Raw genomic sequence first — 26,429 nt, forward strand, 5'->3', positions numbered from 1 at the left:
TGGAAACGGCCTCAGATCACGATCAGGTCGGCTTGCAGCGCGCCGGCCTGCTTCAAGGCTTCGAGGATCGCCATCAGGTCGCCTGGCGCCGCCCCCACCTGGTTCACCGCCCGGACGATCTCGTCCAGGGTCGTGCCCGGACCGAACTTGAACATCGGCTTGGCTTCCTGCTGGGCATTGACCCGCGAACGCGGGACCACTGCCGTGGTGCCATTGGACAGCGGGCCCGGCTGGCTGACGATCGGGTCTTCGGTGATGGTCACCGTCAGGCTGCCGTGGGTCACCGCCGCCGGCGAGACCTTGACGTTCTGGCCGATCACAATGGTGCCGGTACGCGAATTGATGATGACCTTCGCCACCGCCTGCCCCGGATCGACCTCAAGGTTTTCCAGGATCGACAGGTAGTCGACGCGCTGGCTCGGATCCAGTGGCGCGGTGACCCGGATCGAACCGCCATCGATGGCCTGTGCCACGCCAGGGCCGAGCATGTCGTTGATCTTGTCGACGATGCGCTTGGCCGTGGTGAAGTCGGAACGGTTGAGGTTCAGGGTCAGGCTGTTGCCCTGGTTGAAACCACTCGGCACCGCACGTTCGACGGAAGCGCCACCGGGAATACGACCGGCCGACGGAACGTTGACGGTGATCTTCGAACCGTCGGCGCCCGAGGCATCGAAGCCCCCCACCACCAGGTTGCCCTGGGCGATGGCGTAGACATTACCGTCGATCCCTTTCAGCGGCGTCATCAACAGGGTGCCACCACGCAGGCTCTTGGCGTTACCGATGGACGAGACGGTGATATCCACCACCTGCCCCGGCTTGGCGAACGCCGGCAGATCGGCGCTGATCGATACCGCCGCGACGTTTTTCAACTGCACGTTGCCGGAGCCCGGCGGCACCTTGATGCCGAACTGCGACAGCATGTTGTTGAAAGTCTGCAGGGTGAACGGGGTCTGGGTGGTCTGGTCACCCGAGCCGTTGAGGCCGACCACCAGGCCGTAACCGATCAACTGGTTGTTACGCACACCGGAAATACTGGCGATGTCCTTCAAGCGCTCGGCCTGCGCACCGAGAGCGGTAGACATGAGCAGCACAGCCGCCATCAGATGCTTGAAGTTGAACATGGTCATCGGCACCTAGAAAGGCCAGAGCGGGCTGAGGAAGAAACGGTCGAACCAACCCGGCTGGCTCGTATCGGCAAAGGAGCCGGTCCCCGAATAGGTGATGCGCGCATCGGCCACCCGGGTGGATGGAACAGTGTTATCGGTGGAGATGTCGTCGGCCCGGACCAGACCGGCAATCCGTACCAGTTCATCGCCGGTATTGAGGGTCATCCACTTCTCGCCACGTACCGCGATGATGCCGTTGGGCAACACATCGGCCACGGTGACGGTGATCGAACCGGTCAGGCTGTTGCTCTGACCGGCCTTGGCCGAGCCGTCGGTGGCACGGGTGCCACTGTAGCCGGCGCTCAGGCTCAGGTCGCCACTGCCCAACGGGTTGTTGGTGTTGGGCGTGCTGCCAAACAACGAAGTCAGGCCTATATTCGTGGCACTTTTCTTCGACAGGTTGGAGGTCGCGTTCTTGCTGGCCTGGGTCGCCTCGTTCAGGGTGATGGTGATGATGTCACCGACCCGGAATGCCTTGCGGTCGCCATACAGGTTCTGCTCGAAGCCGGCCTGGTAGATCGAACCGTTGTTCGCTGCCGACGGCAAAGGGGTACGCGGCAACACCGGCGCATAGTAGGGGTCATTGGGCTTGGGCGGCGGGCTCACACACCCCGCCAGCGCAGCAATCCCACTCAGCGCGAGAACAGAAAACAACCGATTCATGACCCTTACCTCATGGTGTTGCAGGCGACCCTCAGGCCGCCTCATAGACTTGATTACAGATTCTGCGCGACGAACGAGAGCATCTGGTCGGCGGTGGAAATCACCTTGGAGTTCATTTCGTAGGCACGCTGGGTAGTGATCATGTTGACCATCTCTTCCACGGTGCTGACGTTCGACGTTTCCAGGGTGCTCTGCTCGGTAGTACCGAAACCGTTGAGCCCCGGCGTACCGACCTGCGGCGCGCCACTGGCGGCGGTTTCCAGGAACAGGTTGCCGCCCACGGCCTGCAGGCCGGCCGGGTTGATGAAGTCGGCGGTCTGCAGGTTGCCGATCACTTGCGAAGCCGGGTTGCCGGCGACGGTGATCGAGACGGTGCCGTCCTTGCCCACGGTGAAGGTCTGGGCGTTGTTCGGGATGACGATCGCCGGCTCCAGGGCAAAGCCGCTGGCGGTGACGATCTGGCCAGTGTTGTCCAGGTGGAAAGTACCGTCACGGGTGTAGGCCGTGGTGCCGTCCGGTTGCAGGATCTGGAAGAAACCACGACCATTGACCGCCATGTCCAGCGGTTGATCAGTGGTCTGCAGGCTGCCGGCGGCAAAGTTCTTCTGCGTGCCGACGATCCGCACACCGGTACCCAGTTGCAGACCCGACGGCAGTTCGCTGTCCTGGGTCGATTGGGCGCCAGGCTGGCGTTTGATCTGGTACAGCAGGTCCTGGAATTCGGCGCGATCACGTTTGAAGCCGGTGGTCGAGACGTTGGCCAGGTTGTTGGAAATGGTGGTCAGGTTGGTGTCTTGCGCCGCCAAACCTGTTTTTGCAACCCATAGTGCCGGAAGCATTCTGTTCTCCTTCGCGCGCCTGTTTTACGGCGCTACGTTGTGGTGATTAGCTGATCTGCAAGACCCGAGCCATTGCCTGGTCATCGTCTTTGGCGGTGTTCATCATTTTGATATGCAGCTCGAACTGCTTGGACAAGGCCAGCACCGAGGTCATTTCCTCGACGGCGTTGACGTTGCTCGCCTCGAGGAAGCCGGAGACCAGCTTGACGTTGGCATCGGCCACCGCCGGCTGGCCGTCCTTGGTGTGGATCATCCCGTCCAGGCCCTTGGTCATGTTCTTCAGGTCCGGGTTGACCAGCTTGATGCGGTCGACCACGGCGATCACACGTGGGCCTTCACCCATGGCGCGGATACTGATGGTGCCATCCTCGCCCACTTCGACCTTCGACTCGGGCGGCACGGCGATCGGCCCGGCATTGCCCATTACCGGCATGCCGTTGCCGGCACGCAACACGCCCAACGCGTCAATATTCATGCTCGCGGTGCGCACGTAGCCTTCGCTGCCGTCGGGAGCCTGCACCGCCACCCAGCCGTCGCCGCCTACGGCCACGTCAAGATCACGCCCGGTTTGCTGCATCGCACCCGGAGAGAAATCGGTTGCCGGCCGCTCGGACATGGCAAACGCACGCGCCGGAAAGACGTCACCGAACACCGGCATCGAACGTGCCTGCTCCAGATCACGCTGAAAGCCGCTGGTAGAGATGTTCGCCAGATTGTTGGCATGAGCCTTTTGCGCCAGAGCATTCTGGCTGGCGCCGGTCATTGCCACGTAAAGGTACTTGTCCACAGTCTTTCCTCTTTCTGACGGACGTTTGCCGCCCACCGCTGTACTGCGAGAGCCCTAGCAATTTCCGAACCAACTTGCTTTCCTGGCGACAAGGCCCAGGCCGGCCGGGACTCCGGTGATCTTTCCAGGGTTTCAAGGTGTTGAGAAGAGACGAAAAAACGGCGGAGTTATGCCGCTGGCGGCAAGTATCGGTCAGCCTGCCCATCAATCATGCGTCAATGCGTCGATCAGGAACGGACCTTGCAAGCCCCTTGAGAAAGTGACTGATTTCAGTTTGCCAAGGTGCTGCCGACACCTAGATTAGCCACAGTATTCAGGAGGGCTACCGTGAACCTGTACATCAACCAGCTGCAGAAAAAGGCCGATTTCAAAGAAGCCATCTATTCAGGATCGGTATTCCTGGACACCCACTTGGCGACGGCCAAGGAACTCTGTGGCTTCGCCAAGGAAAGCATCACGGCAGCGTTCGACGGTGAAACCGATCACCAGTCCCTGCACAAGATGATGGCGGTCGAAGAATTCGTCAGCCGGGTGACCCGCCTCAAGGGCCAGTTCACCAACAGTCAGCGCGTCAAGGATCTGATCCTCGCTTTTATCCATGAGGTCGGCCTGGACCCACGCGAGTATATTTTCGACGTGCCACGCCTGCGCGTCGTGCCCAACTACAACTACCTGCACGCCGGTGTCAGCTACGCCTACAAACCGCACCGCGACACCTGGTATGGCAGTGTCGACTGCCAGATCAACACCTGGATGCCGGTCTACACCATCGCACCGGAACAGACGATGATGATCAACGCCGGCTACTTCGACAAGCCGGTGCTGAACACCTCGAAGGACTGGAGCCTGAACGACTGGATCAACAACCAGCGGCACAAGGCCAAGGACAACCTGACCGAAGAGGTACGCGTGCACCCGGTGCCGCTGGCCGACATCGACAGCTCGTCGGAAGTCCGCATTGCCGGCAACACCGGCGAGATCCTGACCTTCTCCGGTTCGCACCTGCACGGCACCGTGCCCAACTACACCGAACAGACCCGCTTCAGCGTGGACTTCCGCCTGATGCACCTCGACGACCTGCTACACAAGCGCGGCGCGCCGAACGTCGACAGCGCCTGTCCGGACGTCGGGGCCGGTTTCAAAGATTACTTCCACGCCCACGACTTCTCGAATTTCCAAGGAATCTACCAATGACCAAGCGCCGCCTTACGCCTGCCGAAGCCGAATACAACGAAACCCGCGCCGGCGTGCTCAAGCGGGTCGATGCCGAGTATGTGGCCGACGCACCGTTCGTCTTCGCCAACCGCATCAACGTGACCGCCGCGCTGTCGCGTATGGAGCTGTTCAAGAAGGTCATGGACATCCCCGGCGCGATCGTCGAGTGCGGCGTGTACAAGGGCAACTCGCTGATGCTCTACATGCACCTTTCGATGATCCTCGAACCCTACGCGATCAACCGCTCGATCGTCGGCTTCGACACCTTCGAAGGCTTCACCAGCATCAACAAGGATGAAGACCCCGCCGATATCAACGAGACCATGTTCTCCGATACTGACCAGTCGCTGATCCAGGACATGATCAATGCCAACGACCTGCTGCGCCCGGTCAACCGCATTCCACGCTGCGAGCTGGTAAAAGGCGATATCTGCAAGACCGTGCCGGAGTTCGTCAAGACCCGCCCGGACCTGGTGGTGGCCATGCTGATCCTCGACACCGACCTGTACGAGCCGACCAAGGTCGCGCTGGAAACCTTCCTGCCGTACATGCCCAAGGGTGCCATCGTGGTCCTCGACGAAGTTGCCTACCGTAACTTCCCGGGCGAAACCAAGGCCTTGCGCGAAGTATTCGACATGAACAAGATCGAGCTCAAGCGCCTGCCGTTTGACTCGTGCGTGGGTTACTTCCACATCTGATTAAGGTATGGGATCTGTGTGGGGACGGAGTCCATCAGGACGCCGCCCCTACTCATGCCTACTCCAGCCTGCCGACATCATGGGCCTTCAGCTTGTTGGCAATGGTGGTATGGGAAACGCCCAACCGCTTGCCCAGCAAACGACTGCTCGGATGCTCCGAATACAAGCGTTCCAGCACCGCCTTCTCGAATCGCCCGACAATCTCGTCCAACCCGCCCTCCAGGGAAAAATCCCCCAGGGGCTGGCGCACGCCGTAATCCGGCAGGCGAATATGCTCGACCTTGACCAATCCGCCTTCACATAACGAAACCGCCTGGAACAGCACGTTTTCCAATTGCCGGACATTTCCCGGCCAGTGGTAATGACTCAGGCGCTCCATTGCCGCCGGTGCCAGTTTCGGCAATGGACAACCGATCTGCCGGCTGGCCTGATCGAGGAAGTGCTCCACCAGCGGCGTCAGGCCGTCCAGGCATTCGCGCAGGGGCGGGATATGCAGCGACAGGACATTGAGCCGGTGATACAGATCCTGGCGAAACTCGCCCCGGGCACACAACTCCGACAGATCAACCTGGGTCGCGCAGATCACCCGCACATCGAGATAAACCTCCTCGTCACTGCCCACCCGACGGAAACCGCCATCCTGCAGAAAGCGCAGTAACTTGACCTGCAGGCGCGGGCTCATCTCGCCGACACCGTCAAGAAACAGCGTCCCGCCGGCCGTCAACTCCAACAGCCCGAGCTTGCCTTCCGCACGCGCGCCCTCAAAGGCACCAGGGCCATAACCGAACAACTCGGTTTCGGCCATCGACTCCGGCAACCCGGCACAATTAAGTGCCATCAATGGCGCCTGGCCACGCGGACTGGCCAGGTGACAGGCGCGCGCCAACAGTTCCTTGCCGGTGCCGGTCTCGCCCTCGATCAGCAGCGGTGCATCCAGCGGCGCCATGCGCCGGGCTTCACGCACCACCGCCGCCATCACCCGCGAGCTCTGGAAAATACTGTCGAAGCCGCGCAACTCCTGCTTGCGCACGTTATAGATCCGCTCGCCGAGCTGATCGGCGCGGTGCAGCGTCAACACCGCACCCGCCATCGCCTCGCTGTCGTCGTGTTCCGACTGCAGGGGGGCGATATCCGCCAGAAAGATGTCACCCTTGACCTTGACCCGCAGGCCATTGATCCGCGATTTGTTGGCCCGCACCAGTTCCGGCAGGTCGAAGTCCGGTGCGTAGCGGGACAAGGCAATCCCCGGCACCTCGTCGACCCGCACCCCGAGCAACTGCGCCGCCGCACGGTTGGCCGCGACAATCGAGCCACCCATGTCGATGGACAGCACCGGGAACTCCAGTGCCCCCAGCAACGCATTGAGTTCCATATGCCGACGTTCGCTGGGCATCAGCCCGACCCGCTTCACACCAAAGACGCCGGCAATGGTCTCGAACTTCGGTCGCAGGGCCTGGAACTGCAGGTTGATCAGGTTCGGGCAATGCAGGTAGATGGCATTGCCCTGGTCGCCGCCGACCTCGCCCCGGGCCACGTTGATGCCGTAGTCCACCAGCAGATTGAGAATGTCGCGAAGGATGCCGATGCGGTTCTGGCAATGCACTTTGATACGCATGGAAAGACCCAGGAAGGTGGTCGGGGCTGCGTCATCGAGAGTATTTCAGCCCGATTCCGGACAACTTTTTCCGTTGCCCCGCAGTTTTTCGTAAAGATTACGTGACAGATATCGACTTCGCTATCACGTACAAGCCCCGTCCTCTCGATAAAAACCGAAACTCGTAACGAATACTTTACGAATTGACCGCGCGACGCCGGTCACAGAGGCCGCCCACCCCGATGCATTTCCTCCTCCCGCGGGTCAACACTAGGGACAACGCTGGACATAACAAGAATGATCCCTCTAGCAGGAGAGTTGTATGAAGCAGACGCAATACGTGGCTCGCGAGCCCGATGCGCAAGGGTTTATCGACTACCCGCCCGCCGAACATGCGGTGTGGAATACCCTGATCACCCGTCAACTGAAAGTGATCGAGGGGCGCGCGTGCCAGGAATACCTGGACGGCATCGAAAAGCTCGGCCTGCCCCATGACCGGATTCCGCAACTGAGCGAAATCAACGCTGTCCTGGCAGCCACCACCGGCTGGCAGGTGGCCCGGGTACCGGCACTGATCCCCTTCCAGACCTTCTTTGAATTGCTGGCCAACAAGCAGTTTCCGGTGGCCACCTTCATTCGCACCGAAGAAGAACTGGACTACTTGCAGGAACCGGACATCTTCCACGAGATCTTCGGCCACTGCCCGCTGTTGACCAATCCCTGGTTCGCCGAATTCACCCACACCTACGGCAAGCTCGGCCTGCAGGCCAGCAAGGAACAACGGGTGTACCTGGCGCGCCTGTACTGGATGACCATCGAGTTCGGCCTGGTGGACACCCCACAAGGCCGGCGCATCTATGGCGGCGGTATTCTCTCCTCGCCCAAGGAGACGGTGTACAGCCTGTCCGACACGCCCGAGCACCAACCATTCGATCCGCTGGAAGCCATGCGCACCCCTTATCGCATCGACATCCTGCAGCCGGTTTACTTCACGCTGCCGAACCTCAAGCGGTTGTTCGACCTGGCCCACGAGGACATCATGGGCATGGTCGAGCAAGGGATGAAGCTGGGTCTGCACGCCCCGAAATTTCCGCCCAAACCCAAGGCCGCCTGATCCGCGGCTTTTGCCACTACCTGAGCCTTTCTCGTCCGCGCATTTTCCCCTAGCGTGGTCGAGTGGCGTCCACCGAACAAAAACGAGCACAGGAATACACCATGAACGCCTTGAACCAAGCCCACTGCGAAGCCTGCCGCGCCGATGCCCCACAGGTCAGCGACGAAGAACTGCCGGTATTGATCAAACAGATTCCGGACTGGAATATCGAAGTTCGCGACGGCATCATGCAGTTGGAGAAGGTCTACCTGTTCAAGAACTTCAAGTTCGCCCTGGCCTTCACCAATGCCGTCGGCGAAATCTCCGAAGCCGAAGGTCATCATCCGGGCCTGCTGACCGAGTGGGGCAAAGTCACCGTGACCTGGTGGAGCCACTCGATCAAGGGTCTGCACCGTAACGATTTCATCATGGCGGCACGCACTGACGAGGTCAGCAAATCCGCCGAGGGCCGTAAATAATGCATTTCACCGCCATCGCGCGCGTTCCTGGCGATCCGATTCTCGGTTTGCTGGAGGCTTATGCCCAGGACCCCAACCCGGCCAAGTTCGACCTCGGTGTGGGGGTCTACAAGGACGCCCAGGGCCTGACGCCGATCCTGCAGTCGGTCAAGCTGGCCGAGCAGAAGCTGGTGGACGGGCAGATGACCAAGTCCTATATCGGCGGCCATGGCGACCTGCGCTTCGGCAGCCTGTTGACCGAACTGGTCATGGGCGCCGACTCGCCGCTGATCGCCGGCCAGCGCGTCGGTGCCACCCAGACGCCGGGCGGCACCGGTGCCTTGCGCCTGAGCGCGGACTTTATCGCCCACTGCCTGCCGGGGCGCGGCATCTGGCTCAGCGATCCGACCTGGCCGATCCACGAAACCATCTTCGCCGCCGCCGGCCTGAAGATCAGCCACTACCCTTACGTCGACGCCGACAACCGCCTGGACATCGACGGCATGCTGGCCGCCCTGGAGCAGGTTCCCCAGGGTGACGTGGTGCTGTTGCACGCTTGCTGCCACAACCCGACCGGTTTCGATCTGTCCCACGACGACTGGTACAAGGTGCTGGATATCGTCCGCCGTCGTGAGCTGTTGCCGTTGATCGATTTCGCCTACCAGGGCTTTGGCGATGGCGTGGAGCAGGATGCCTGGGCCGTGCGTCTCTTCGCCCGGGAGCTGCCGGAAGTACTGATCACCAGCTCCTGCTCGAAGAACTTCGGCCTGTACCGCGAGCGCACCGGCGCACTGATCGTCTGCACCGCCGATGCCGACAAGCTGCTGGACGTACGCAGCCAGCTGGCCGCCGTCGCCCGCAACCTCTGGTCCAACCCGCCGGATCATGGCGCGGCGGTGGTCATGACCATCCTTGCCGATCCCCAGCTGAAAAGCCTGTGGGCCGACGAAGTGGAAGCCATGCGCCTGCGCATCGCGCAGTTGCGCAGCGGCCTGGTCGAAGCCCTGCAACCCCATGGCCTGGCGCAGCGCTTCGCGCATATCGGCGTGCAACGCGGGATGTTCTCCTACACCGGCCTCTCACCCGCCCAGGTCAAGCGCCTGCGCGATGAGTACAGCGTGTACATGGTCAGCTCCGGCCGGGCCAACGTCGCCGGCATCGATGCAACCCGCCTGGCCGCACTGGCCGAGGCGATTGCCGCGGTCTGCTAGTCGATGATGATCGCTCCCACGCTCCGCGTGGGAACGATCGAATCAATAACCCGCCACCGGGCAGATAAAAATCTTTCTGTCATTTGTACTGCTGTATCCTGCCCAGGCTTTTTAAAAGCGCGGATCTACCCAGCGATTTAAAAAACAGACCTTGCGAGGAGCGACGACGATGCACGAGATACCCAACTTCCCCTTCCCAAGCCTGCACGAGACTGAGCAGAAAGCCCCGCAACAAGCCAGTGCCCAACAGCCTGAAAAGACCGAGGCCGCAGAAAGCCTCAAGGCCGACAGCAAAGACTGAAACGCCTGAAACGCTGGCCGTGTGAAAAACCGCTCCTGGTGTTTTTCACACAGCCAGACACAGCCCTCGCGCCCCCGGACCCACGCCGTGACCGACACCTTCGACGAAACCCAAGCCAGCGTACTGATCGGCACCGCCGAAAAGATGATCGAGCTGTGGAATAATCTCAGCCCGGAAAAACAGGCCGTCCTGCTCGTCCGTTTCGGCAATCAGGAAAATGCCCTGGCCGCCCTGGTCACCACCCGACTGTTGGCTCCCGCCCAATCCTGAGCGCTCACCGCCCGGTATTTTTTTCGATTCAACACCCTGCAAGCCACCTCCCGCCGCTATCATAAGCAACCTACCTTTCTTATTCGCTGCCAGGGTGCCCGTTTTGCCTTCGCCAGAAACCCAGCGCCCGCTCGCGGTCACGCTGCAAGTCGTCTCCATCGTCCTGCTTACCTTTATCGGCTATCTGAACATCGGCATCCCACTGGCCGTGCTGCCGGGCTATGTCCATAACGAACTGGGCTTCGGTACGGTGATCGCCGGCCTGGTGATCAGCGTGCAGTACCTGGCCACGGTCCTCAGTCGCCCCTACGCCAGCCGGATCATCGACAACCTGGGCAGCAAGCGCGCGGTTCTGTACGGCATGGCCGGATGCGGCCTGAGTGGCATCTTCATGCTGCTGCCAAGCTTTCTCCACGCACTGCCGATCCTTAGCCTGGTCAGCCTGTTTGTCGGGCGCCTGGTACTGGGCGCCACGGAAAGCCTGGTGGGCTCCGGCGTCATCGGCTGGGGCATCGGTCGGGTCGGGGCACAGAACACCGCCAAGGTGATTTCCTGGAACGGCATCGCCAGTTACGGCGCCCTGGCCGTCGGCGCACCGCTGGGGGTATGGCTGGTCAACCAGTTGGGACTGTGGAGCATGGGCGCAAGCATCCTGCTGCTGTCTATACTCGGCTTCGTGCTGGCCTGGCCAAAACAGCCGGCACCGATCGTCGCCGGCGAGCGCCTGCCCTTCCTGCATGTGCTCGGCCGTGTCCTGCCCCATGGCACCGGATTGGCGCTGGGTTCTATTGGTTTTGGCACCATCGCGACCTTTATCACCCTGTACTACGCCACCCAGCACTGGAGCAACGCCGTGCTGTGCCTGAGCCTGTTCGGCGCCAGCTTTATCTGCGCACGACTGCTGTTCGGCAACCTGATCAACCGCCTCGGCGGTTTTCGCGTGGCGATTGCCTGCCTGTCGGTGGAAACCCTGGGCCTGTTGCTGCTATGGCTGGCACCGGACGCCCAATGGGCCCTGGCGGGCGCGGCGCTGAGCGGCTTCGGCTTCTCGCTGGTGTTCCCGGCACTGGGTGTCGAGGCGGTCAACCTGGTACCGGCTTCCAGCCGTGGCGCGGCGGTGGGGGCTTACTCGCTGTTTATCGACCTGTCGCTGGGGATCACCGGGCCACTGGTGGGCGCGATCGCGGCCGGCTTCGGCTTTGCCTCGATCTTCCTGTTCGCCGCGCTGGCCGCACTTTGCGGGTTGCTGCTGAGCGTTTATCTCTACCTCCAGACACCCAAACAGCGCGCGTTGCGGGACAAGACCTGAATCTGGCCGCCCCTCTCAAGAGCCCCCTGCCCCCTGTGGGAGCCGGCTTGCCGGCGATGGCGGTCGGATGATCACTACCTGCCTCAGGGACCTCTTCGCCGGCAAGCCGGCTCCCACACTGGCCGAATCTAGAAATCGACCTTGCCACGCCCGGCCTTGATCGCCCCGCGCTGGTTCTTGCTCTCCAGCCGGCGCTTCTTCGAACCCAGTGTCGGCTTGGTCGGACGGCGTTTCTTCTCGACTTTCGTCGCCGCCAGGATCAACTCCACCAGGCGCTCCAGGGCGTCCGCGCGGTTCTGCTCCTGCGTCCGGTATTGCTGAGCCTTGATCACGATCACCCCGTCACTGGTGATGCGACTGTCACGCAGGGCCAACAGGCGCTCCTTGTAGAACGGCGGCAGGGACGAGGCCGGAATATCGAAACGCAGGTGCACCGCGCTGGACACCTTGTTGACGTTCTGCCCGCCGGCGCCCTGGGCACGGATGGCCGTCAGCTCGATCTCGGCATCCGGCAGGTGCACGTTGTTGGAAATCACCAGCATGTGGAAAGCGTCCGACGTCAGGGTGTTCAGGATACCGAAATAACAAACCCGGCACAGGGCCGGGTTTGTCTGACAGCCGCGTTGCCTACTTCAGCGACGGTTCGGCCGCCAACATGGCCTGCTGGGCACTGCGCTTGTTCTTGATGCCGTAGCAGACCCACATGAACGCCAGCCACACCGGAATCGCGTACACCGAGATCTGGATGCCCGGGATCATCAGCATGATGCCAAGGATGAACACTACGAACGCCAGGCAGACATAGTTGCCGTAGGGGTACCAGAGCGCCTTGAACAGCGGCGTCTGTTGCGTACGGTTCATGTGCTGGCGGAACTTGAAGTGCGAGTAGCTGATCATCGCCCAGTTGATCACCAGGGTCGCGACCACCAGCGACATCAGCAGCTCCAGGGCATGCTGCGGGATCAGATAGTTCATCACCACGGCCACGAAGGTCACCAGCGCCGAAGCGAGGATCGAACGCACCGGCACACCGCGCTTGTCGATCCTGGCCAGCGCCTTCGGCGCATCGCCCTGCTCGGCCATGCCCAGCAGCATGCGGCTGTTGCAGTAGGTGCCGCTGTTGTATACCGAGAGCGCCGCGGTCAGGACCACGAAGTTGAGGATATGCGCGGCGGTATTGCTGCCCAGCATCGAGAACACCTGGACGAACGGGCTGCCGCTGTAGGCGTCGCCGGAGGCGTTCAGGGTGGTCAGCAGGCTGTCCCAGGGGGTCAGCGACAGCAGCACGACCAACGCGCCGATGTAGAAAATCAGGATCCGGTAGATCACCTGGTTGATCGCCTTGGGAATCACGGTTTTCGGCTTGTCGGCCTCCGCCGCGGTAAAGCCGAGCATTTCCAGGCCACCGAAGGAGAACATGATGATCGCCATGGCCATGACCAGGCCGCTGACGCCATTGGGGAAGAACCCGCCGTGCTCCCACAGGTTGCTCACCGAGGCTTGCGGGCCGCCGTGGCCGCTGACCAGCAGGTAGCTGCCAAGGGCGATCATGCCGACGATGGCCACCACCTTGATGATTGCGAACCAGAACTCCGCCTCACCGAAGACCTTGACGTTGGCCAGGTTGATCAGGTTGATCAGCACGAAGAACGCCGCCGCCGAGACCCAGGTCGGAACCTCCGGCCACCAGTAGTGGATGTACTTGCCGACCGCGGTCAGCTCCGACATACCCACCAGGATGTAAAGGATCCAGCAGTTCCAGCCCGACAGGAAACCGGCGAAACCGCCCCAGTACTTGTGGGCGAAGTGACTGAAGGAACCGGCTACTGGCTCCTCGACGATCATCTCGCCCAGTTGGCGCATGATCATGAAGGCAATGAAGCCACAGATCGCGTAGCCGAGGATCATCGACGGACCGGCGGATTTCAGCACCCCGGCGGAACCGAGGAACAGGCCCGTGCCGATGGCGCCGCCGAGAGCGATCAATTGGATATGACGATTTTTCAGGCCGCGTTTCAGCTCGCCCGAAGCAAGGGGTGTATCAGGGGTCATGCGTCACCTGTTTGTTTTTATCTGTGACGAAATCGAACCCATCACGCTTGTGGCGCGATGGAGTGAACAAGGCGGATAGCCTTGAGTGTCTTGGCCTTCGGGGCATCGCAAGGCAGCCGCCGGACAGCACAAAATGCGCGGGTACGCAGTTGGGTCACAGTTAAAACGCCGCGCATTGTACACCGCCAGGCCAGCACCGGCAGGCATGGGCGCATCACACCGTTACCGGTGCCGGGGGACAAGGGGACGGGCAGAAGGAAAAAGCCCGGTCGCCCGCGACCTCGGCAATTATTCCTTACAAGGCGTCAAAGCCAATGTTTTCAGGGGACTTGGCCGGTAAATACGTAAAATCTTCCTGACGGCATGTCACGAAAACTTGCCACACAAGCCCATCAAAAAAATGATCGCTGATCGTTCCCACGCACAGCGTAGGAACGATCAGCGTCCGGGCAAAAAAAAACGCCAATCACTGATTGGCGTTTTCCGTTCCAGCAGGGCGCTCAGCGCTTATTCCGGCTTGCGTCGGCCGAACCCTGGACGCTGACCGGAACCGGCCGGGGCACCACGACGCTTGCCCGACGGGGCATCCTTGTCCACCAGGCCGACGCCCGGACGCTTGGACTTCGGTGCCGGCTTGGCCGGACGTTTGCTGTCCACCGGACGATCCGCCACCGGCGTCCCGCGCGACTCGCCACGGCCAGCCGGACGTGGCGCACGGGGTGCGCGCTCACCGTCCTGGCGAGGGGCCGGCTTGCGGGCCGGACGCTCGCCCTCGATCTGCGGCTCGCGCGAGGTGCGTTCGGCGCCAGCCGCTGCACCGTTGGCCGGACGCAAGGTGCGCACGCGTTCGGTCTTGCCCATCGGACGCGAGGATTTGCGCTGCATCCGCTCCAGCTTGTCCTTGCTCTTGGCATTCAACTGCGGCATCGCCACCGGCGTCAGGCCGACCTCGGCACTGAGGACATCGACCTCGTACTGGGTCATTTCACGCCAGCGGCCCATCGGCAGGTCGGAGTTCAGGAACACCGGGCCGAAACGCACACGCTTGAGGCGGCTGACCACCAGGCCCTGGGACTCCCACAGGCGACGGACTTCGCGGTTGCGACCTTCCATCACCACGCAGTGGTACCAATGGTTGAAGCCTTCGCCACCCGGCGCCTGCTGGATGTCGGTGAACTTCGCCGGGCCGTCTTCGAGGACCACGCCGGCCTTGAGCCGCTCGATCATCTCGTCGTCGACTTCACCACGCACACGCACCGCGTATTCACGGTCCATCTCGTAGGACGGGTGCATCAGGCGGTTGGCCAGCTCACCGTCGGTGGTGAACATCAGCAAGCCGGTGGTGTTGATGTCCAGGCGGCCGATATTGATCCAGCGGCCTTCTTTCGGACGCGGCAGCTTGTCGAACACGGTCGGGCGCCCTTCCGGGTCGTCACGGGTGCAGATTTCGCCGTCGGGTTTGTTGTACATGATCACGCGGCGAACCGATTCGGCCGCTTCTTCGCGCTTGATGACCTTGCCATCAATGGTGATGGCATCGTGCAGGTCGACGCGCTGGCCAAGGGTGGCATCTTTACCATTGACCTTGATCCGGCCTTTGCTGATCCAGCCTTCCACGTCGCGGCGCGAGCCGACGCCGATGCGGGCGAGGACCTTCTGCAGCTTTTCGCCTGCCGGACCGATTTCCTGGTTGTCTTTCTGATCGTTGTCACTCATCTGGGCACCTCCCGGTGTGTCGATTCAGGCTTGGCCTGAAGAGATAAAAAACCTGTTCTGGACGATGGGATCGTCGAAGGGTCGCGAATCATACGCGGATCTGCGGCGTTGCGCATCAGAGAGTAGCAGTTTGTGGGAGCGCCGCCCCCACATGGAAAATCAATCTTCCCACTGGCGCCGTTCATTCTCGATGGCTTCGGCCAGGGCCTGGGCCTCCGCCTCTTCGTCGCTCAGTTCGGGCCGGGCGGCGGCGTCCAGCGCGGCAACCGCGGCCAGAAGGCGTTCGCGGGCTTCGGCGGCACCGACCAGATCCTCCTCCGGCTCATCAGGCACAACGTCGGCGCCCAGGTCAGGTTCCGGGTCCTCAAGCGTCTCGACTGCCTCAGGCTCCTCGACCTCCCCAGACAGCTCCAGTCCCGGTTCTTCCTGGAACTCCCCGCTCGGCAGCGGGCTTTCGCCATCCCTGAGCAAATCGTCGAAGTCGGTCTTGATACCTTCTTCCATCGAGTCCAGTTCCAGCAGCAGGGTATGGAAGCTGGTTTCTTCCTTTGGCTCTTCCACCGTTTCCGGATCGGCGCTGGCATCGGCCAGGGCTTGCAGGCTTTCGGGCACCGGCGCGTCCTCGAAGTCGAGCACCGGGTCCGGCTCCAGTTCGCGCAGTTCCGCCAGCGGCGGCAGATCGTCGAGGTTCTTCAGATTGAAGTGGTCGAGAAAGGCCTTGGTGGTGGCGAACATCGCCGGCTTGCCCGGCACCTCGCGATAACCGACCACCCGGATCCATTCACGCTCCAACAGGGTCTTGACGATCTGGCTGTTGACCGCCACCCCACGTACATCCTCGATCTCGCCCCGGGTAATCGGCTGGCGATAGGCGATCAGCGCCAGGGTTTCCAGCATCGCCCGGGAATAACGCTGCGGGCGCTCTTCCCAGAGCCGACCGACCCAGGGCGAGAACTTCTCGCGAATCTGCAAGCGATAGCCGGAAGCCACTTCCTTGAGTTCGAAGGCGCGGCCATCGCAGGACTTGGCGAGCAGCGCCAGGGCTTTCTTGAAGACCGGCGGCTCGGGGCGCTCGGCTTCCTCGAACAGCTCGTACAGGCGTTCCAGGGATTGCGGCTTTCCCGAGGCCAACAGAAAGGCTTCAAGCAGCGGAGCCAGCTCGCGGGGTTCAGTCAGGTTCATTGATTCGCTCGTTATTCGGCTCGGGCCCGCACATGGATCGCCCCGAAGGGCTCATTCTGCACCAGCTCGACCAGGGATTCCTTGACCAGTTCGAGGATCGCCATAAAGGTCACGACCACGCCGAGCTTGCCTTCCTCGGCGGTGAACAGTTCGACAAACGGCACAAAACCACCGCCCTTGAGGCGGTCGAGCACATCGCTCATGCGCTCGCGGGTCGACAGTTGCTCACGGCTGACCTGATGGCTTTCGAACATGTCGCCACGGCGCAGCACCTCGGCCATGGACAGCAACACCTCTTCCAGGCTGACGTCCGGCAACAATTTGCGCGCCCGTGCTTCCGGGGCGTCCAGCTTGGGCACGACGACATCGCGCCCCACCCGGCTCAACTCATCGATGCCTTCGGCCGCCGCCTTGAACCGCTCATATTCCTGCAGGCGGCGGATCAGTTCGGCACGCGGGTCGTCCTCTTCCTCCTCGACCTCGGCCGAACGCGGCAGCAGCATCCGCGACTTGATCTCGGCGAGCATGGCCGCCATCACCAGGTATTCGGCCGCCAGTTCCAGGCGCACCGACTGCATCAGCTCGACATAGCCCATGTACTGGCGAGTGATTTCCGCCACAGGAATGTCGAGGATATTGATGTTCTGCTTGCGGATCAGGTACAGCAGCAAATCCAGCGGGCCTTCGAAGGCTTCGAGGAAGACCTCCAGGGCATCCGGCGGGATATACAGGTCCAGCGGCATTTCCATGACCGCCTGGCCATAGACCATGGCGAATGGCAGTTCCTGCTGCGCTCCGGCCTGGCTGTCGACGGTTTCAACGGCGGACATTCAGGCCTCGACCATGAAGGGGGCCGGATCGCCGCAACCGACCCGCACCACTTCCGGCTCGCCATCGGCCAGGTTGATCACGGTGGACGCCTTGATCCCGCCGAAGCCACCATCGATGATCAGCTCGACCTGATGTTCGAGCAACTGACGGATTTCGTAGGGATCGATCATCGGATCGCTGTCGCCGGGCATGATCAGGCTCACGCTCATCAGCGGTTCGCCCAGCTCGGCCAGCAGCGCCAGGGCAATCGGATGGCTGGGGATACGCAGGCCGATGGTGCGCTTTTTCGGGTGCAGCAGCAGCCGCGGCACTTCCCGGGTCGCGTTCAGGATAAAGGTGTAGGGCCCCGGTGTATGAGCCTTGAGCAGGCGGAACAGGCCGGTGTCGACCTTGGCGAACAGGCCCAGTTGCGAGAGGTCGGCACAGATCAGCGCGAAGTTGTGCTTTTCGTCCAGTTGCCGCAACCGCCGTACACGCTCGACCGCATTCTTGTCGCCGATCTGGCAACCGATGGCATAGGACGAATCGGTCGGATAGATCACCACCCCACCCTTGCGAATGATCTCCACCGCCTGCTTGATCAGGCGCGCCTGCGGGTTTTCCGGATGAATCTGGAAAAATTGACTCACGTTTTCTACCTGTTCAGACGCGTGCGGTTGTTGGCTGGTCATATTTGAACCGACACCAGAGCGGCGGCAGATCTTCGGGAAGCGGGCGGTACTCACCGATCTCGGACCAGCCTCCGGGGCCATGGAAGTCGCTGCCGGCACTGACCAGCAGCCCGAACTCACGGGCCAGGATCGCCAGGCTGCCGACCTGCTCGGCCGGCTGGTGCCCGTTGACCACTTCAAGTGCCTGGCCTCCCGCTTGAATATAGTCGGCAATCAGCTTGCGGCGCTTGCTGCGGGTGAAATCGTAGTGCCAGGGATGGGCCAGGCTGACCCAGGCGCCGGCCGCGCGCAGGGTGCCGACGGTGTCTTCCAGGGTCGGCCAGTGCAGCTTCACGTCCCCCAGCTTGCCGGCCCCCAGCCACTTGCGAAACGCCTCGGCACGGTCCTTGACGAACCCTTCGCGGACCAGGAAGTCGGCGAAATGCGGGCGCGCCGGGGCATTGCCGCTGTCACCCAGCTCCTGCTGGATCGCCCGCGCGCCTTCCAGCGCACCGGGCATGCCCTTGAGGGCCAGCTTGCGGCTGATTTCCTCGGAACGCAGCCAGCGTCCCTCATGCAACCTGGCGATCGCCTCGACCAGCACCGGCGCATTGACATCAAACCCATACCCCAGCACATGGATGGTCGCACCGCCCCAGGTGCAGGACAACTCGACGCCATTGACCAGCCGCATGCCCAGCGCATCCGCCGCGGCACGGGCCTCGGCAAGGCCTTCGAGGGTGTCATGGTCGGTCAGGGCCAGGACTCGCACGCCTTTCTCGTGCGCACGGGCAACCAGGACCGCGGGCGCGAGGGCGCCGTCGGAAGCCGTGCTATGGCAGTGCAGGTCGATTTCCACGGGAACTGAATAACCTCTAGGTGGCGCTTTCGCTGGCAAGTATGTTTGTTATTATGCCGCTACATCCTGCTTCTGGCTGCCACTGTGAAACAATTCATCGATTTCATCCCGCTGTTCCTGTTTTTCATCGTCTATAAAATCGAACCCCGCATCGTCGACATCGCCGGCCAAAGTGTGACGGTCGGTGGTATCTACAGCGCCACGGCGATGCTGATCATCAGCTCGCTGGTGGTCTACGGCACCTTGTTCATCACCCAGCGCAAGCTGGAGAAAAGCCAGTGGCTGACGCTGATCGCCTGCCTGGTGTTCGGCAGCCTGACCCTGGCCTTCCACAGCGAAACCTTCCTCAAGTGGAAGGCTCCGGTGGTCAACTGGCTGTTCGCCCTGGCCTTCGCCGGCAGTCACTTCATCGGCGACCGCCTGCTGATCAAGCGCATCATGGGCCACGCCCTGAGCCTTCCGGAGCCGATCTGGACGCGCCTGAACCTGGCCTGGATCGTCTTCTTCCTGTTCTGTGGCGCGGCCAACCTGTTCGTCGCGTTCACCTTCCAGCAGTACTGGGTCGACTTCAAGGTGTTCGGCAGCCTGGGCATGACCCTGTTGTTCCTGGTCGGCCAGGGCATCTACCTGTCCCGCCACCTGCACGACGCCGACCCGACCACGCCAAAAACCGAGGACTGACATGCTCTACGCAATCATTGCCACCGACGTCGAGAACTCCCTGGAAAAACGCCTGGCCGCACGCCCGGCGCATATCGAACGGCTGCAGAAGCTGAATGACGAGGGGCGGGTGATCCTCGCCGGCCCACATCCGGCCATCGACAGCAATGACCCGGGCGCCGCGGGCTTTACCGGCAGCCTGATCGTCGCCGAGTTCGAGTCCCTGGAAGCCGCCAGGACCTGGGCCGAGGCCGATCCGTTTGTCGCTGCCGGCGTCTACGGCCACGTCCTGGTCAAGCCATTCCGCCAATCCATGCCCTGAGTCGGCGCATGCGCGATAACCCACCGGGGATCATCGCGCATGCAATCGCTCATTATTCTCGTTCGACAGCCGACAACGTTCTGAATACCGATTGGAATCAGGAGTTTCCGATGCGTAAAGGTCCGTTGTGTCTGCTGTGCGTCATGTTATCGATCGGGGCGACCGCCCAGGCGGAAGAAGGCGGCACGGGCAATTCCACGCCCCTGTCCTTGAGCGCCGGAAGCCAGATCACCGATTTGCAGCAACGCTTGAAAGAAAGCGAGCGACTGCGCGAAGAATTGGGCAAGCAACTGGCCGGTGCCGACGCCGAACGCGAAAGCGCCCAGCTGAGCCGGTTGCGCCAGGAGAACCAACGCCTCAAGCTGCAACTCAAGGAGGCGCAGGCCAGCCCCACTCCGCGCCTGCTGACCGACCAGCAGCAGTGGTTTGTCACGGGCGGAGGAGTTGCACTCCTGGCCCTGCTCTGCGGTATCTTCGCCAGTGGCGGACGCAGACAGCGTCGGCAATGGTTGAATTGAGAGCGCCATCGGGCGACCTGTTATCGAGAACTTCATGAGCGACTTGTTACTGATAGACGATGACCAGGAACTGTGCGAGCTCCTGACCAGTTGGCTGAGCCAGGAAGGCTTTCAGGTACATGCCTGCCACGACGGCCTCAGCGCCCGCAAGGCCCTGGCCGAAAGCGCTCCGGCGGCGGTGGTGCTGGACGTGATGCTGCCCGACGGCAGCGGCCTTGAGCTGCTCAAACAGTTGCGCAGCGATCACCCGGAACTACCGGTGGTGATGCTCTCGGCCCGTGGCGAACCCCTGGACCGTATCCTCGGCCTGGAGCTGGGCGCCGATGACTACCTGGCCAAGCCCTGCGATCCCCGGGAGCTGACCGCCCGCCTGCGCGCGGTGCTGCGCCGTAGCCACCCGACCGCGACGTCGAGCCAGCTGGAACTGGGCGACCTGTGTTTCAGCCCGGTGCGCGGCGTGGTCACCATCGATCAGCAGGACTTCACCCTGACCGTCTCCGAAAGCCGCCTGCTCGAAGCCCTGCTGCAGCAACCAGGCGAACCGCTGGACAAGCAGGAACTGGCGCAGATCGCCCTGGGCCGCAAGCTGACCCTTTACGATCGCAGCCTGGACATGCACGTCAGCAACCTGCGCAAGAAGATCGGCCCGCACCCCGACGGTCGGCCGCGGATCGTCGCCTTGCGCAGCCGCGGTTATTACTACGCCCCGTAAGCCACTGCATGATCGTTCCCACGCTAGGCCTGGGAATTGATCGTTCCCACGCTCCGCGTGGGAATGCAGCCCGTGACGCTCTGCGTCAAAAGAGCGAACGCGGAGCGTACAGCGAGGCATTCCCACGCTGGAGCTTGGGAACGATCATTATGTCAGCCTCCTCCCCGAACCTCTTTACCCAAGCTTTACCCTCCGCTGACCGCCGCTGACCTTGATCTCCTTAATCTGTACTCACCCGGACTGACCGGAACCGAGACAAGGAGAAACACCATGCGCAAGACCCTTATCGCCCTGATGTTCGCTGCAGCCCTGCCAACCGTTGCCATGGCCATGCCTGGAAGCGGTGGTCCGATGGACGGCCCGCACCATGGCGGCGGCGATCACTGGCGGGCACCTTACAGCCAACTGGACCTGACGCCTGATCAGCGCCATGCCATCGGCAAGCTGATGGGCGAGCAGATGCGCGATCGCAAGATGCTCGCCGAGAAGTACCTGGCCAAGCTCTCGCCGGCCGACCAGACCGCCTTCAAGAACGAGAAAGACGCCGCTCGCCAGAAAACCCAGGGCGAAATCCGTGCGCTGCTCAAGCCTGACCAACAGAAGACCTTCGACGAGATCCAGAAGAAACACGCCGAACGCCGTGCCGAATGGGCCGAATTCAAGGCCTGGAAAGCACAGCAGCCACAAAAAGCGCAATAATCCGCTCCACACCGAGCCCGACGGCCAACGCCGCCGGGCTTTCCCTGTTTGATTGGTCGAGGAATTGCTGTGCGATCACTGTTCTGGCGCATCCTCGCCAGCTTCTGGCTGGCCATCGCCCTTGTCGCGGGGTTGTCGATTCTGCTCGGGCACATGCTCAACCAGGACGCCTGGATCCTCAGCCGGCATCCCGGCCTGGCCACCCTGGCCGAAGACTGGACCCAAACCTATGAGAACCAGGGCGAAGACGCCGCCCAGGACATTCTGGAGCAGCGCAAGAAGCAGTATCACATCGACGTCCAGGTCCTCAACGAAAGCGGCGATCCGGTGGTGCGGGGCACCTTCCCCCGACGTGCGGCGGCCTTCGAGGCCCGGCAGAACAACGATGATCGGCGACTGCCGTGGCGGCGCCTGACCGTCGAGTACACCAGCCCGAAAAGCGGCGATACCTACCTGCTGATCTACCGTATTCCCCACCCGGAACTGGATGCCTGGCACCGCGAAAGCCTGCTCTGGCCCCTCAGCGCCCTGGGCATCGCCCTGGTGGTGCTGACCCTGTTCAGCCTGCTGGTGACCCTATCGATCACCCGCCCGCTGAGTCGCCTGCGTGGCGCCGTGCATGACCTCGGCCAGGCCACCTATCAACAGAACAGCCTGGCGAAACTGGCGGCGCGGCGCGATGAGTTCGGCGTGCTGGCCAAGGACTTCAACCTGATGGGGGCACGCCTGCAAAGCCTGATCGGCAGCCAGCGGCAGTTACTGCGTGATGTCTCCCACGAACTGCGCTCGCCGCTGGCGCGCCTGCGAATCGCCCTGGCCCTGGCCGAACGTTCGAGTCCCGAAGAGCGTGAGCGGCTCTGGCCGCGGCTGACCCGCGAATGCGATCGCCTGGAAGCGCTGATCAGCGAAATTCTCGCCCTGGCCCGGGTCGATGCCGACCAGGCCAGTGCCGAAGAGGTCGATCTCAACCAGTTGCTGACGCTCCTGCAAAGGGAGGCCGTGCTCGGTTCACCGGAGCAGCCGGTGCAACTGGACGCCGAACAGGCCCTGAGTCTCAGGGGCTGGCCGACCATGCTCGAACGGGCGCTGGACAACCTGCTGCGCAATGCCCAGCGCTTCAACCCCGAAGGCCAGGCCATTGAAGTCACGGCGCGGCGCCAGGGCGAGCGGATCGAAATCAGCGTCCGCGACCATGGCCCCGGCGTCGAAGCCGAACACCTGGCGCAGTTGGGCGAGCCGTTCTTCCGTGCACCGGGCCAGACCGCAGCCGGCCACGGCCTGGGCCTGGCGATTGCCCGCCGGGCAGCGGAACGCCATGGCGGCAGCCTGGTATTGGCGAATCATCCTCAGGGCGGCTTTATCGCCACCCTGGACTTGCCACTGGAGCCGGGAATAACAAACTGACCTCATCTCTTGCCGGAGCCGGCAAGAGTCCTGGGATTTCAGGCCGACCAGGCGCTGACAAACTCCGTCAGATCGACCTTGGGCGCCGGACGCAGCTCGTTCTGCGGCGTGCCCAGGTAGAGGAACGCAATCACTTCTTCGTCATTGTTCAAGCCCAGGCCCTTGGCCACATGACGCGAGTAGGACAGCTCGCCCGTGCGCCACACCGCGCCGATGCCCTGGGCGTGCGCCGCCAGCAGGATGGCGTGGGCGGCACAGCCGGCCGCCAGCAGTTGCTCGGACTTCGGCACCTTGAAGTGCTCCTGCAGACGCGCAACCACGACCACCACCAACGGTGCCCGCAACGGCATCGCCAGGGCCTTGTCGAGCGCCGCCTGGGTCACTTCGCCACCTTGCTGCCGCACCGCTTCGGCCAGCAATTGTCCCAACTGCTCACGGGCTGCGCCGTCCACCGTCAGGAAGCGCCAGGGCCGCAGTTGGCCGTGATCCGGCGCACGCATGGCCGCCGCGAACAGAATGTCGCGCTGGGCCGCCGTCGGCGCCGGATCCAGCAGGCGCGGTGCGGAAACACGGTTGAGCAAATTGTCGAGAGCCTCCATCGGCCACCTCCTCGGGAAAATGTGCGGCTATTCTAGTCATATCCGTGGCGGCCCTGGCGGTTTACATGAACAGGTCCGCAGGTAGAATGGCGCACCTCTCCTGCCCCGAGCTTATTTCATGGCGTTGCCGACCCTGCGCATCATCGGTTTCATCATCGGCATCTTCCTGATTACCCTGGCCATCAGCATGGTCGTGCCCATGCTGACCCTGGTGATTTTCGAACGCACCGGCGACCTGCCGTCGTTTCTCTGGGCCAGCACCATCACCTTTATCGCCGGCCTGGCCCTGGTCATCCCCGGCCGCCCGGAACAGGTGCACCTGCGCCCCCGGGATATGTACCTGCTGACCGTGTCCAGCTGGGTAGTGGTGTGCATCTTCGCCGCCCTGCCCTTTCTGTTGACCCTGCACACCAGCTACGCCGATGCCTTCTTTGAGAGCATGTCGGGCATCACCGCCACCGGCTCGACAGTGCTCAGCGGCCTGGACACGATGTCCCCCGGCATCCTGATCTGGCGCTCGCTGTTGCACTGGCTGGGGGGTATCGGCTTTATCGGCATGGCGGTGGCGATCCTGCCGCTGCTGCGGATCGGCGGCATGCGGCTGTTCCAGACCGAATCGTCGGACCGCTCGCAAAAAGTCATGCCGCGCTCGCACATGGTGGCGCGCCTGATCGTGACCGCCTATGTCGGCATCACCATCCTCGGCAGCCTGGCCTTCTGGTGGGCCGGCATGAACCTGTTCGATGCGATCAACCATTCAATGTCGGCGATTTCCACCGGCGGCTTCTCGACCTCCGACCAGTCCCTGGCCAAATGGCATCAGCCGGCGGTGCACTGGGTGGCGGTGGTGGTGATGATTCTCGGCAGCCTGCCGTTCACTCTCTACGTCGCGACCCTGCGCGGACACCGCAAGGCGCTGATCAAGGACCAGCAGGTCCAGGGCTTGCTGGGGCTACTGCTGGTCACCTGGCTGGTGCTCGGCACCTGGTACTGGTGGACCACCGACCTGCACTGGCTCGATGCCCTGCGCCACGTGGCGCTGAACGTGACCTCGGTGGTCACCACCACCGGCTTTGCCCTGGGCGACTACAGCCTGTGGGGCAATTTCTCGCTGATGCTGTTTTTCTACCTGGGATTCATCGGCGGGTGTTCAGGCTCGACGGCGGGCGGGATCAAGATCTTCCGTTTCCAGGTCGCCTATATCCTGCTCAAGGCCAACCTCAACCAGTTGATCCATCCACGGGCGGTAATCAAGCAGAAGTACAACGGTCACCGGCTCGACGAGGAAATCGTCCGCTCGATCCTGACCTTTTCGTTCTTTTTCGCCATCACCATCTGTGCGATTGCCCTGGCCCTGTCATTGCTCGGCCTGGACTGGATGACCGCCCTGACCGGCGCCGCCAGCACCGTGTCCGGCGTCGGACCGGGCCTGGGTGAAGTGATCGGTCCTTCGGGCAACTTCGCCAGCCTGCCGGATGGCGCCAAGTGGATCCTGTCCCTGGGCATGCTGCTGGGCCGACTGGAGATCATCACAGTGTTCGTGCTGTGTATTCCGGCATTCTGGCGTCACTGACCGTCGCCACCGTCCCCAGCAACCGCGCCCGGTATTCGCCGGGCGTCACCTCGAACCAGCGCCGAAACGCGCGGAAAAAGTTGCTCGGGTCGGCAAAGCCCAGCAGATAGGCGATTTCCAGCAGGGTCATGCGCGGCTGCGCCAGGTACTGCTCGGCCAACTCGCGACGGGTATCGTCGAGCAGGGTCTGGAAGCTCGTGCCCTCTTCCTGCAAGCGCCGCTGCAGGGTGCGCTGCGACAGGTGCAGGGTCTGCGCGACCATCTCGCGCTTGGGCTCACCCTGGGGCAGCAACCGGCACAAGACCTGGCGCGCCTTGTGGGTCACCCGGCTCTCGGAAAAGCGCGCCAGGTATTCGCCGGCGAAACGATCATGCAGCAGGGCCATCGCTTCGTTGGCTGTCGGTAACGGTGCTTCCATATCGGCTTTCTCGAAAATCAGCGCGTCGTAGGGCGCGTTGAACACCAGCGGCGCATGAAATACTTCTTTGTAGGGCCCGATGTCTTCCGGCTGGGAGCCCTGGACCAGGACCTTGCGCGGCTGCAGCGTACGCCCGGTCAGCCAGCCGCATAACGCCAGGGCACACGCCAGCGATGCCTCGGCGCTCTGCCGGGTCGGCGGCAAGTGATCGCCATGCACGGTCAGGATCAGCGCATAGCCCTCGGGCAGCAGGCGAAAGCTCAGGTCCGCGCTTTCGGCAATGATCCGCTGGTAACGCACCAGGCGCATGAAGCCCTCGGCCAGGGTCTGGCTGGACATCAGCGCATAACCGGCGACATGAAAGGACGCCGGGCGCACGACCTTGCCCATGTTCAGGCCAATCGCCGGGTTGCCGGAAAGCTCTACCGCGCGCTGCCAGAGGCGCGTCATGGAGTCCTGGGGGAAGCGTGCGTCGGGATCATCCAGCGCGGCATAATCGAGCCCGAGCTGCTTGAAAAGAGCACGGCAATCCAGACCGTCCATCTCCAGCGCTTTGACAATCCCCATCGCCCAGCTTGCAGAAGTCGTTCTTTCGCTCATGGCCTTTTCTTACATGGTAAGCCGCATATT

The 26,429-nt window shown here is 62.5% G+C and carries 29 protein-coding genes; 15 read left to right on the forward strand and 14 right to left on the reverse strand.

Going from position 1 to position 26,429, the window contains the following annotated elements:
- Window positions 1-11 precede the first annotated feature (11 nt).
- From HX851_RS36710 to HX851_RS36725, 4 genes are read right to left on the reverse strand one after another with little or no spacing between them, the layout of a single operon-like run.
- A complete protein-coding gene (locus HX851_RS36710; RefSeq protein WP_177060333.1) occupies window positions 12-1,121 on the reverse strand; it encodes a flagellar basal body P-ring protein FlgI in 1,110 nt (369 codons plus the stop codon).
- 12 nt (window positions 1,122-1,133) lie between these two features.
- Window positions 1,134-1,829 carry a flagellar basal body L-ring protein FlgH gene (gene flgH, locus HX851_RS36715; protein ID WP_177060331.1) on the reverse strand — a complete coding sequence of 232 codons (696 nt, stop codon included), beginning with the start codon at window positions 1,827-1,829 and terminating at the stop codon, window positions 1,134-1,136.
- A 53-nt stretch (window positions 1,830-1,882) separates the two neighbouring features.
- The gene (gene flgG / locus HX851_RS36720) at window positions 1,883-2,668 is read right to left on the reverse strand and encodes a flagellar basal-body rod protein FlgG (RefSeq protein WP_177060328.1); all 786 of its coding nucleotides are present in this window, start codon (window positions 2,666-2,668) and stop codon (window positions 1,883-1,885) included.
- A 46-nt stretch (window positions 2,669-2,714) separates the two neighbouring features.
- Entirely contained in the window at window positions 2,715-3,455 is a 741-nt protein-coding gene (locus tag HX851_RS36725; protein WP_177060326.1) for a flagellar basal body rod protein FlgF, read from the reverse strand.
- 327 nt (window positions 3,456-3,782) lie between these two features.
- Between HX851_RS36725 and HX851_RS36730 the strand changes: the two genes are divergently transcribed.
- A complete protein-coding gene (locus HX851_RS36730) occupies window positions 3,783-4,649 on the forward strand; it encodes a 2OG-Fe(II) oxygenase family protein (RefSeq protein WP_177060324.1) in 867 nt (288 codons plus the stop codon).
- Window positions 4,646-5,368 carry a TylF/MycF/NovP-related O-methyltransferase gene (locus HX851_RS36735; protein ID WP_017124463.1) on the forward strand — a complete coding sequence of 241 codons (723 nt, stop codon included), beginning with the start codon at window positions 4,646-4,648 and terminating at the stop codon, window positions 5,366-5,368. Before HX851_RS36730 ends, HX851_RS36735 begins: the two co-directional genes overlap by 4 nt.
- Window positions 5,369-5,426: 58 nt before the next feature.
- Here the strand turns inward: HX851_RS36735 and HX851_RS36740 are convergent, their stop codons facing one another.
- Window positions 5,427-6,983 carry a sigma-54-dependent transcriptional regulator gene (locus tag HX851_RS36740; protein ID WP_177060322.1) on the reverse strand — a complete coding sequence of 519 codons (1,557 nt, stop codon included), beginning with the start codon at window positions 6,981-6,983 and terminating at the stop codon, window positions 5,427-5,429.
- Between the two features lie 301 nt (window positions 6,984-7,284).
- Between HX851_RS36740 and phhA the strand changes: the two genes are divergently transcribed.
- The 6 genes from phhA to HX851_RS36770 all read left to right on the forward strand — a co-directional run bounded on the left by phhA (window position 7,285) and on the right by HX851_RS36770 (window position 11,604).
- Entirely contained in the window at window positions 7,285-8,076 is a 792-nt protein-coding gene (gene phhA, locus HX851_RS36745; RefSeq protein WP_177060320.1) for a phenylalanine 4-monooxygenase, read from the forward strand.
- A gap of 101 nt (window positions 8,077-8,177) precedes the next feature.
- The gene (locus HX851_RS36750; RefSeq protein WP_177060318.1) at window positions 8,178-8,534 is read left to right on the forward strand and encodes a 4a-hydroxytetrahydrobiopterin dehydratase; all 357 of its coding nucleotides are present in this window, start codon (window positions 8,178-8,180) and stop codon (window positions 8,532-8,534) included.
- On the forward strand, window positions 8,534-9,724 hold the full coding sequence (locus HX851_RS36755; RefSeq protein WP_218170656.1) for an amino acid aminotransferase: 1,191 nt from the start codon (window positions 8,534-8,536) through the stop codon (window positions 9,722-9,724). Before HX851_RS36750 ends, HX851_RS36755 begins: the two co-directional genes overlap by 1 nt.
- A 169-nt stretch (window positions 9,725-9,893) precedes the next feature.
- Window positions 9,894-10,025 (forward strand): hypothetical protein, encoded by a 132-nt coding sequence (locus tag HX851_RS36760; protein WP_256262490.1) that lies wholly within the window; start codon window positions 9,894-9,896, stop codon window positions 10,023-10,025.
- 87 nt (window positions 10,026-10,112) lie between these two features.
- Window positions 10,113-10,295, forward strand: coding sequence for a hypothetical protein (locus tag HX851_RS36765; protein ID WP_177064786.1), 183 nt, complete (start codon window positions 10,113-10,115; stop codon window positions 10,293-10,295).
- Window positions 10,296-10,398: 103 nt separating this feature from the next.
- Entirely contained in the window at window positions 10,399-11,604 is a 1,206-nt protein-coding gene (locus tag HX851_RS36770; RefSeq protein WP_177064784.1) for an MFS transporter, read from the forward strand.
- Window positions 11,605-11,732: 128 nt separating this feature from the next.
- Here the strand turns inward: HX851_RS36770 and arfB are convergent, their stop codons facing one another.
- From arfB to HX851_RS36805, 7 genes are all read right to left on the reverse strand, one after another.
- Window positions 11,733-12,146, reverse strand: coding sequence for an alternative ribosome rescue aminoacyl-tRNA hydrolase ArfB (gene arfB / locus HX851_RS36775; RefSeq protein WP_177060314.1), 414 nt, complete (start codon window positions 12,144-12,146; stop codon window positions 11,733-11,735).
- An 85-nt stretch (window positions 12,147-12,231) separates the two neighbouring features.
- Window positions 12,232-13,656 carry an amino acid permease gene (locus tag HX851_RS36780; RefSeq protein WP_177064783.1) on the reverse strand — a complete coding sequence of 475 codons (1,425 nt, stop codon included), beginning with the start codon at window positions 13,654-13,656 and terminating at the stop codon, window positions 12,232-12,234.
- A gap of 507 nt (window positions 13,657-14,163) precedes the next feature.
- Window positions 14,164-15,372 (reverse strand): 23S rRNA pseudouridine(2605) synthase RluB, encoded by a 1,209-nt coding sequence (gene rluB, locus HX851_RS36785; RefSeq protein WP_177060310.1) that lies wholly within the window; start codon window positions 15,370-15,372, stop codon window positions 14,164-14,166.
- A 159-nt stretch (window positions 15,373-15,531) separates the two neighbouring features.
- Window positions 15,532-16,554: an SMC-Scp complex subunit ScpB gene (gene scpB / locus HX851_RS36790; protein WP_177064781.1), complete on the reverse strand. Its 1,023-nt coding sequence runs from the start codon at window positions 16,552-16,554 to the stop codon at window positions 15,532-15,534.
- Between the two features lie 11 nt (window positions 16,555-16,565).
- Complete coding sequence (locus HX851_RS36795) at window positions 16,566-17,384, reverse strand: segregation and condensation protein A (protein WP_017124479.1); 819 nt, start codon at window positions 17,382-17,384, stop codon at window positions 16,566-16,568.
- Window positions 17,385-18,014 carry an L-threonylcarbamoyladenylate synthase gene (locus HX851_RS36800; RefSeq protein ID WP_177060306.1) on the reverse strand — a complete coding sequence of 210 codons (630 nt, stop codon included), beginning with the start codon at window positions 18,012-18,014 and terminating at the stop codon, window positions 17,385-17,387.
- Window positions 18,015-18,027: 13 nt separating this feature from the next.
- Window positions 18,028-18,894: a PHP domain-containing protein gene (locus tag HX851_RS36805; protein WP_177060304.1), complete on the reverse strand. Its 867-nt coding sequence runs from the start codon at window positions 18,892-18,894 to the stop codon at window positions 18,028-18,030.
- 84 nt (window positions 18,895-18,978) lie between these two features.
- Here HX851_RS36805 and HX851_RS36810 point away from each other — a divergent pair, with 84 nt between their 5' ends.
- The 6 genes from HX851_RS36810 to HX851_RS36835 all read left to right on the forward strand — a co-directional run bounded on the left by HX851_RS36810 (window position 18,979) and on the right by HX851_RS36835 (window position 23,209).
- Window positions 18,979-19,575, forward strand: a complete 597-nt coding sequence (locus HX851_RS36810; RefSeq protein WP_177060302.1) for a septation protein A — start codon at window positions 18,979-18,981, stop codon at window positions 19,573-19,575.
- 1 nt (window position 19,576) lies between these two features.
- Window positions 19,577-19,876 carry a YciI family protein gene (locus HX851_RS36815; RefSeq protein ID WP_177060300.1) on the forward strand — a complete coding sequence of 100 codons (300 nt, stop codon included), beginning with the start codon at window positions 19,577-19,579 and terminating at the stop codon, window positions 19,874-19,876.
- Between the two features lie 110 nt (window positions 19,877-19,986).
- Window positions 19,987-20,394 (forward strand): SH3 domain-containing protein, encoded by a 408-nt coding sequence (locus tag HX851_RS36820; protein WP_177060298.1) that lies wholly within the window; start codon window positions 19,987-19,989, stop codon window positions 20,392-20,394.
- A gap of 34 nt (window positions 20,395-20,428) precedes the next feature.
- Entirely contained in the window at window positions 20,429-21,106 is a 678-nt protein-coding gene (locus tag HX851_RS36825; RefSeq protein WP_177060296.1) for a response regulator transcription factor, read from the forward strand.
- 270 nt (window positions 21,107-21,376) lie between these two features.
- Entirely contained in the window at window positions 21,377-21,805 is a 429-nt protein-coding gene (locus HX851_RS36830) for a Spy/CpxP family protein refolding chaperone (RefSeq protein ID WP_177060294.1), read from the forward strand.
- 69 nt (window positions 21,806-21,874) lie between these two features.
- Window positions 21,875-23,209, forward strand: coding sequence for a sensor histidine kinase (locus HX851_RS36835; RefSeq protein ID WP_177060292.1), 1,335 nt, complete (start codon window positions 21,875-21,877; stop codon window positions 23,207-23,209).
- A 38-nt stretch (window positions 23,210-23,247) separates the two neighbouring features.
- Here the strand turns inward: HX851_RS36835 and HX851_RS36840 are convergent, their stop codons facing one another.
- Window positions 23,248-23,808, reverse strand: coding sequence for a nitroreductase family protein (locus HX851_RS36840; RefSeq protein ID WP_017124487.1), 561 nt, complete (start codon window positions 23,806-23,808; stop codon window positions 23,248-23,250).
- Window positions 23,809-23,926: 118 nt separating this feature from the next.
- On the opposite strand from HX851_RS36840, the gene HX851_RS36845 reads away from it, so the two are divergent.
- The gene (locus HX851_RS36845) at window positions 23,927-25,381 is read left to right on the forward strand and encodes a TrkH family potassium uptake protein (protein WP_177060290.1); all 1,455 of its coding nucleotides are present in this window, start codon (window positions 23,927-23,929) and stop codon (window positions 25,379-25,381) included.
- Here the strand turns inward: HX851_RS36845 and HX851_RS36850 are convergent.
- Window positions 25,338-26,399, reverse strand: coding sequence for an AraC family transcriptional regulator (locus tag HX851_RS36850; protein WP_083875275.1), 1,062 nt, complete (start codon window positions 26,397-26,399; stop codon window positions 25,338-25,340). The two genes, HX851_RS36845 and HX851_RS36850, sit on opposite strands and share 44 nt — an antisense overlap.
- Between the last annotated feature and the right edge of the window lie 30 nt (window positions 26,400-26,429).

Source organism: Pseudomonas gingeri, assembly GCF_013385635.1.
In the GTDB taxonomy this organism is placed as follows: Bacteria; Pseudomonadota; Gammaproteobacteria; order Pseudomonadales; family Pseudomonadaceae; genus Aquipseudomonas; species Aquipseudomonas gingeri_A.